This window comes from Synechococcus sp. Lug-A (genome assembly GCF_024345655.1).
GTDB lineage: Bacteria > Cyanobacteriota > Cyanobacteriia > PCC-6307 > Cyanobiaceae > MW101C3.
In genome coordinates this window covers 291,697-298,484 of record NZ_JAGQBN010000001.1, presented here as the reverse complement: position 1 = coordinate 298,484, position 6,788 = coordinate 291,697, and the positions used below count along the sequence as shown (strand labels likewise).

Sequence of the window (6,788 nt, the reverse complement as noted above, 5' to 3'; positions counted from 1 at the left end):
CCGCGCTCAGGCCGCCCTTCGCCCGGACGGGACGGCCGTGCGCCGCGCGGCCCGGCGCCGGGCCGATCGCTGCCCCCGCCTGCGCCATTGGGCCGGCGGCGCTCGAAACGTTGGTTCATGGGTACGGAGGCAAGGGGTCAGGGGTCGGTCTGTTCCAGATGATCCAGCAGCTGGGCGAGCCGTCCGGGATTCCGTAAAAAGAGCCAGCCCACCATTGTCTCAAACCCTGTGGCCTGTCCGTAGCGTCCCGGATCTCCCCGGCGAGGACCACGGCCGGCTTTGTTGCGGCCACGCCGCACCCATTCCCGCTCTTCCGGCTCCAGCAGCGGCTCGAGCCGCTCCAGCGCCCGCGCCTGGGCATCGGCCCGCACTTCCTCCACCACGGCCCGGTGCAGCACATCGCTGCGGCCGGGGCTGCGGCAGTGGCGCAGACGTTGATGCAGTTCCCACACCGCATCGCCCAGCCAGGCGAGCTGGAGCGGCCCCAGCGCCTCGGCTTCCGCCGGTTGCAGGCGCATCAGCCAGCGGACGGCCTCGGAATCAGGCGGTGGCAAGGGCACCCAGTGCCGTTTCCAGATCGGGCTGCAGGTGCAGGAAGCTTTCCAGGCGCACCAGTTTCACGGTCTGGATGACGCGGGCGTTGCCCACCACCACGAACTGGATGTTGGCTTCGGTGCACTGCTTCGCCAGCTGCACCAGCACGCCGAGGCCGGAGGAATCGATGAAATCGATGTGGGTGAGATCCAGCAGCAGCGGCAGCTTGTTGCTGCCCATCTGTTCGGTGATGAACTCCTTGAACTGCTTGTCGGAATAGGCGTCGAGCTGGCCAGTGAAACTGCACAGCAGGCAGTTTTCGCGACGCTCACAGCCGCCCCGTAAGGAAACGGTCAGTCGATGCAGTTCTGGAATCGCCCCAGCCCTCGATGCGAAACGAGCGACCGAAGTGTAATGAGCGATGGCAAGGCCCAGACCGCTCGCACACAAAACCGGAACACCCGCCGGTCGATCAGGTGCGGCGTTCAGCCATCAGGGCCACGAAGCGGCCGAAGTGGTGGTCGGCGTCGTGGGGGCCAGGACTGGCTTCCGGGTGGTACTGCACGCCGAACACGGGCCGGTGGCGATGGCGCAGGGCCGCCACCGTGTTGTCGTTGAGGTTGGTGTGGGTGATCTCCACCTGTGCCGCATCCAGCGAGGCGGCCGCCAGGGCGAAGCCGTGGTTCTGGCTGGTGATTTCCACCACCCCATGGCCGCCGCAGGGATGGTTGAGGCCGCGGTGGCCGTAGCCGAGCTTGTAGGTGCTGCCCCCGAGGGCCAGGCCGAGGATCTGGTGGCCCAGACAGATGCCGAACACCGGCAGGCTGGGTTGTTCGATCAGCCCCGCCGCCAGCCGGATGCCGCTCTGCACGGCGGCCGGATCTCCGGGCCCGTTGGAGAGGAACACCCCCTCCGGCTCCTGGGCCAGCACCTCGTCGAGGTTGGCGCCCGCCGGAAGCACCGTGACCGTGCAGCCGTGGGCGCTGAGCCGCTCCAGGATCGCCCGCTTGATGCCGAAGTCGATCGCTACCACCCGGTAGGGCTCAGCCGGCGCCACCTGCTGGCGCTGATCGAAGCCGGCGCCGCAGAGCTGCTGCCACACGTAGCTGGTGGGGGTGCTGACGGTTTCCGCCAGGTTCAGGCCTTCCATCGAGGGGCTCCGGCGCACCTGCTCCAGCAGGGCGGCGGCGGCGGTGCCATCGCTGCTGATCGCGCCGTTCATGGCACCCCGCTCCCGTAGGTGGCGCACCAGCGCGCGGGTGTCCACGCCGGCGATGCCCACCACACCGTGTTCCGCCAGCCAGTCGGCCAGCAGGCCTTCAGAGCGCCAGCTGCTGGCCACCGGCGCCAGCTGGCGGGCGATCACGCCGCGCACCTGCGGGGTATCGGCCTCGCGGTCGTCGGCGTTCACGCCGGTGTTGCCGAGCTCCGGGTAGGTGAAGGTGACCAGCTGGCCCGCGTAGCTGGGGTCGGTGATCACCTCCTGATAGCCGGTCATGCCGGTGTTGAACACCACCTCACCGATGGTGGTGCCCACCGCACCGAAGGCCGTGCCCCGCAGCACGGTGCCATCGGCGAGCACGAGCAGGGCGGCGGAGGGGGCGGTCAAGGGGCAGGGGTAGCGCTGGTCTGATCATCCTCCTGCGCCAGGACTGCACGCAGGTTCTCGAGCCGCTGCCACGGGGCCGGGCCGGCCAGCGCCGCCAGCGCCTGCGCCAGGCCGTCCTCCACGCTCTCGGCCCTGGCAGCGGCCCAGAGCACCAGCGCCGTGTTCAGCGCCACCACGTCACGCTGGGCGCTGCTGCCCTCCCCCTGCAACACCCCCGCCAGGATGCGCTGGTTGGTCGCCACATCGCCGCCGGCCAGCGCCTCGATCGGCGCCTCGGCCAGCCCCAGGGCGGTGGGATCGAGGCGGAGCGACCGGATCTGCCCCTGCTCCACCAGGCGCAGCTCGCTCGGACCGGACAGCGAGGCCTCATCGAGACCGCCATGGCCGTGCACCACCACCGCCCGCTCCAGGCCGAGGCGGCAGAGGGCATCGGCCATCGGATCGAGCAGGTCGGCGCGGGCCACGCCCAGCACCTGGGCTTCCGGCCGCAGCGGATTCACCAGCGGGCCGAGCAGGTTGAACACCGTGCGCACGCCCAGACGGCGGCGGATCGGTGCCAGCCCCACCAGGGCCGGATGCCAGCCGGGCGCGAACAGAAAGGTGACACCGCTCTGCGGCAGTGCCCCCACCACGGTGGCGGCCGGCGCCTTGAGGTTGAGCCCCAGCGCCTCCAGCACATCGGCGGAGCCCACCTTGCCGCTGGCGCTGCGGTTGCCGTGCTTGGCCACGGTGGCACCGCAGGCCGCCGCCACGAAGGCCACCGCCGTGGAGATGTTGAAGCTGTCGGCCCCGTCCCCGCCGGTGCCGCAGGTATCCACCAGGGGAAGATCGGGGCGGGGGCAGGGCAGGGGTGCCGCCTCGCGCAGCACCGCGGCCATGGCCGCCAGTTCCCCGCCGCTGACCCCCTTGCTGCGCAGGGCAGCCAGCAGCGCACCGGTGAGTTCCGGTTCGATCGCCGCGGCGATCCAGCCCTCCATCAGGGCGGTGGCATCGGCATCGGCCAGCGGCTGGCCCTGCAGCAGGGTTTCGAGCAGCTGGGGCCAGGAAAGGGTGGAACGCATCGAGCCTGAGACGTGGTGGCCTGGTTGCGGGGAAAGGGCGCCCGGCCAGAAAAAAAGCCCGGGTGCAGGACACGCCGGGCCAGGTGATGGGGACGCTCCCACTATCACCTGAGAAACGCGAATCCGCTGATCATCGGAGCACACTGAGACCGATTCCCGTCGTTCAGGGCGTGTCCTGCGCGGCGGTGTCGAAGCCGCTGCCCACCGCCTGGCCCTCGGCGGCCGCAACCGGGCCGGGCCGGTAGCCGCCTTCCCACAACGCACGCGTGCGGCGGTGGAGCTCCTCGCGGTTAAGGCCCCAGTGGGCCAAGGTCTTGGTGAGATCGGCGCGCAGATCCTCGGCGCCGGGAAAGCCGTCGTAGCGGTTCAGCAGGCGGGCCAGATCCACCAACTGGCCGTCGCCGGGTTGGTCGCTGGCCAGCAGGCCGTCCACCACCTGGCGATCGGTGCCATACAAAGGATGCGACTGGCTCTCGGGTGACGGCATGGGTAGGGGTGTGTTCGGGGCAGGATGAGGCGCTGTGTGCGGCGGTTCGGGCGGGGCGGGGTGCTGATCTCCGCGCGGCCCGGCTCGAAGGCCTGCCACTCTCGCCCGGCCGGCGCGATCCGTAGGTTGGAGCCATTCCACCCCCCGCCATGGCCGCCATCCGCCTGGGTCTGATCTGGCGCTACCTGCGCCCCCACCGGCGGGTGCTGCTCGGCGGTGTGCTGGCCCTGGTGGTGGTGAACCTGCTGAGCGTCGCCATCCCGCTGATGGTGCGCGGGATCATCGACGACCTGCAGGACGGTTTCGCCGTGTCCTACGTGCTGAGGCAGGCCGGCTGGATCGTGCTGCTGGCCTCGCTGATGGGGGTGGCGCGGCTGGTTTCACGCCTGCTCGTGTTCGGCGTGGGGCGCCAGGTGGAGGCCAGCCTGCGCCAGCGGGTGTTCGACCACATGCTGCGCCAGGAGCCCGGCTGGGTGCAGACCACCGGCAGCGGCGAGGTGATCAGCCGCTCCACCAGCGACGTGGAGAACGTGCGACGCCTGCTCGGTTTTGCCGTGCTGAGCCTCACCAACACGGCCCTCGCCTACGCGCTCACCCTGCCGGCGATGCTGATGATCGACCCGCTGCTCACGCTGGCGGCGGTGGGTCTGTACCCCTTGATGCTGATGGTGGTGCGTCTGTTCGGCGGCCGCATGATGCGGCAGCAGCGGCGCCAGCAGGAGTGCCTGGCCAGCCTCAGCGACCTGATCCAGGAAGACCTCTCCGGCATCAGCGCCATCAAGATCTACGGCCAGGAGGTGCACGAGCAGACGGCCTTCGGCGAACGCAACGGCCGCTACCGCGACTCGGCCCTGGCCCTCTCCCGCACCCGCAGCACCCTGTTCCCGCTGCTGGAAGGCATCTCCTCGATCAGCCTGCTGCTGCTGCTGGCGATCGGCAGCGGCCAGCTGGAAAGCGGCCGCCTCAGCATCGGCAATCTGGTGGCCCTGATCCTGTTCGTGGAGCGGCTGGTGTTCCCCACCGCCCTGCTCGGCTTCACCCTCAACACCTTCCAGACCGGCCAGGTGAGCCTGGAGCGGGTGGAGGAACTGCTCGGCCGCCGGCCACGGGTGGAATCCCCGGCCGATCCGGTGCCTCCCGCCCGTGAGCGCCATGGGGCTGTCGAGGCGCGTGGTCTCACGGTCCGCTACGACGACGCCCACCGCGAGGCCTTGAGCGACGTGAGCTTCCGCATCGCCCCCGGCGAACTGGTGGCGGTGGTGGGCCCGGTGGGCTGCGGCAAAACCACCCTGGCCCGGGCCTTAGGCCGCATGGCGGAGGTGCCGTCCGGGCAGCTGTTCATCGATGGCGTCGATGTCACGGCTCTGTCGCTGGCCGACCTGCGCGCCCAGGTGGCCCTGGTGCCCCAGGAGGGCTATCTGTTCACCGCCACCCTGGCCGACAACCTCCGCTACGGCGACCCCGACGCCAGCTTCGAGCAGGTGGAGGAAGCGGCCCGCGAGGCGCGGCTGGAAGGCGACATCCGTGGCTTCCCCGATGGCTACGGCACGCTGGTGGGGGAGCGTGGCATCACCTTGAGCGGTGGCCAGCGCCAACGCGCGGCGCTGGGCCGGGCGCTGCTGGTGGATTGCCCCCTGCTCGTGCTTGATGACGCCCTCGCCAGCGTGGACAACAACACGGCGGCGGCGATCCTGCAGTCGATCCGCGCCCAGCACGGCCGCACGATCGTGATGATCAGTCACCAGCTCTCGGCCGCCGCCGCCTGCGACCGCGTGCTGGTGCTGGAGGACGGGCGGCTGGTGCAGCAGGGCCACCACGAGGATCTGCTGGCCCTGCCCGGCACCTACCGCCGCCTCTGGGAGCGGCAGCAGGCGGAGGTTCAGCTCCAGTTGGCCTGAACCGAGACGCTCAGCTGCCGCTGGCTGAACCAAAACGAGTTGTTGAACGGAGCAGACAACCTGCCCCGGGGCGGCTTAGCTGGGGGCCGGGATCTCCCGGCCGCCAACCGTTCCCTCGTCGTCATGGATCCCCTCAAGGGCTACAACCTGCGCTGCACCCTCACCTTTGGCGACATCTACGGGCAGGTGCTGGTGTGGATGCTGGTGATTTTCGTGAGCCTGGCGGCAGGCCTCGCCTTGATGGGCTCCAGCAAGCCGATCTTCGCCCTGGTGGGTGTGGGCGTGATCCTGGTGCTGTCGCTGCCCTTCCTGCTGTTTGCGTTCACCACCACGCTGCTGAACCACATCGCTCTGCTGCCGGCGGCGGACACGGAAACCCCTGCCTAGGCTCCGTTCAGCTTCCAACGACCCGTTGTTCGGACTCTTCACGACCGGCACCAGCAGCCCAAAGCAGCGGATCGTTTCCGCCACGGAGGCCCTACCCGGTCGGGCCACGCCGATCCCCACCGCTGAACGCCACGTGGTGCTGGGCACACCGCTGCAGGCACCGCTCCAGGCCCATGAACAGGAAGCCAGCTTCGGCTGCGGCTGTTTCTGGGGCGCGGAAAAGGGCTTCTGGCGCCTGCCCGGCGTGGTCACCACGGCCGTGGGTTACGCCGCCGGCCACACCCCCAACCCCACCTACGAGGAGGTGTGCTCCGGCCGCACCGCCCACACCGAGGTGGTGCGGGTGGTGTGGGACACCCGGCGGGTCGATTTCGCCGATCTGCTCAAGCTCTTCTGGGAATGCCACGACCCCACCCAGGGCCTGGCCCAGGGCAATGACACCGGCAGCCAGTACCGCTCGGCGATTCTCTGCACCACGCCCGAGCAGCTGACGCTGGCCGAGGCCAGCCGCCGCCACTACCAGGAGCAACTCAGCGCCGCCGGCTTTCCGGCGATCACCACCGAGATCCTGATCCACAAGCCCTTCTATTTCGCCGAAACCCACCACCAGCAGTACCTGGCCCGCCCCGGCAGCCGCCCTTACTGCTCCGCCCGCCCCAGCGGTGTGCGGCTCACCGCCTTTGCCGGCGGCAACTTCCTGCTGGCGCCCGAGGTCTGGGCGCAGTACGACTGGTCGGTGCAGCACTGCGTGCTGCGCAGCTCCAACGAGCCGATCCGCCTCTGACCCAGCCTCTGGGCTGGCCCGAGCGGTT

The 6,788-nt window shown here is 69.9% G+C and carries 8 protein-coding genes; 3 read left to right on the top strand and 5 right to left on the bottom strand.

Annotation, left to right across the window (positions count from 1 at the left end):
• Positions 1 to 137: 137 nt before the first annotated feature.
• From KBY86_RS01430 to KBY86_RS01410, 5 genes are all read right to left on the bottom strand, one after another.
• Positions 138 to 518, bottom strand: coding sequence for a ribonuclease III domain-containing protein (locus tag KBY86_RS01430; protein WP_255100749.1), 381 nt, complete (start codon positions 516 to 518; stop codon positions 138 to 140).
• Positions 519 to 540: 22 nt separating this feature from the next.
• Positions 541 to 891 carry an STAS domain-containing protein gene (locus KBY86_RS01425; RefSeq protein ID WP_094513062.1) on the bottom strand — a complete coding sequence of 117 codons (351 nt, stop codon included), beginning with the start codon at positions 889 to 891 and terminating at the stop codon, positions 541 to 543.
• A 115-nt stretch (positions 892 to 1,006) separates the two neighbouring features.
• Complete coding sequence (gene carA, locus KBY86_RS01420; RefSeq protein ID WP_255139883.1) at positions 1,007 to 2,143, bottom strand: glutamine-hydrolyzing carbamoyl-phosphate synthase small subunit; 1,137 nt, start codon at positions 2,141 to 2,143, stop codon at positions 1,007 to 1,009.
• Positions 2,140 to 3,204: an anthranilate phosphoribosyltransferase gene (trpD, locus tag KBY86_RS01415; RefSeq protein WP_255139882.1), complete on the bottom strand. Its 1,065-nt coding sequence runs from the start codon at positions 3,202 to 3,204 to the stop codon at positions 2,140 to 2,142. Before trpD ends, carA begins: the two co-directional genes overlap by 4 nt.
• 163 nt (positions 3,205 to 3,367) lie before the next feature.
• Positions 3,368 to 3,691, bottom strand: coding sequence for a DUF3288 family protein (locus tag KBY86_RS01410; protein WP_094513003.1), 324 nt, complete (start codon positions 3,689 to 3,691; stop codon positions 3,368 to 3,370).
• A 149-nt stretch (positions 3,692 to 3,840) separates the two neighbouring features.
• On the opposite strand from KBY86_RS01410, the gene KBY86_RS01405 reads away from it, so the two are divergent.
• From KBY86_RS01405 to msrA, 3 genes are all read left to right on the top strand, one after another.
• A complete protein-coding gene (locus tag KBY86_RS01405; protein WP_094513002.1) occupies positions 3,841 to 5,589 on the top strand; it encodes an ABC transporter ATP-binding protein in 1,749 nt (582 codons plus the stop codon).
• 123 nt (positions 5,590 to 5,712) lie between these two features.
• A complete protein-coding gene (locus KBY86_RS01400; protein WP_094513001.1) occupies positions 5,713 to 5,976 on the top strand; it encodes a hypothetical protein in 264 nt (87 codons plus the stop codon).
• A gap of 25 nt (positions 5,977 to 6,001) precedes the next feature.
• On the top strand, positions 6,002 to 6,760 hold the full coding sequence (msrA, locus tag KBY86_RS01395; protein WP_094513000.1) for a peptide-methionine (S)-S-oxide reductase MsrA: 759 nt from the start codon (positions 6,002 to 6,004) through the stop codon (positions 6,758 to 6,760).
• Positions 6,761 to 6,788: the final 28 nt, after the last annotated feature.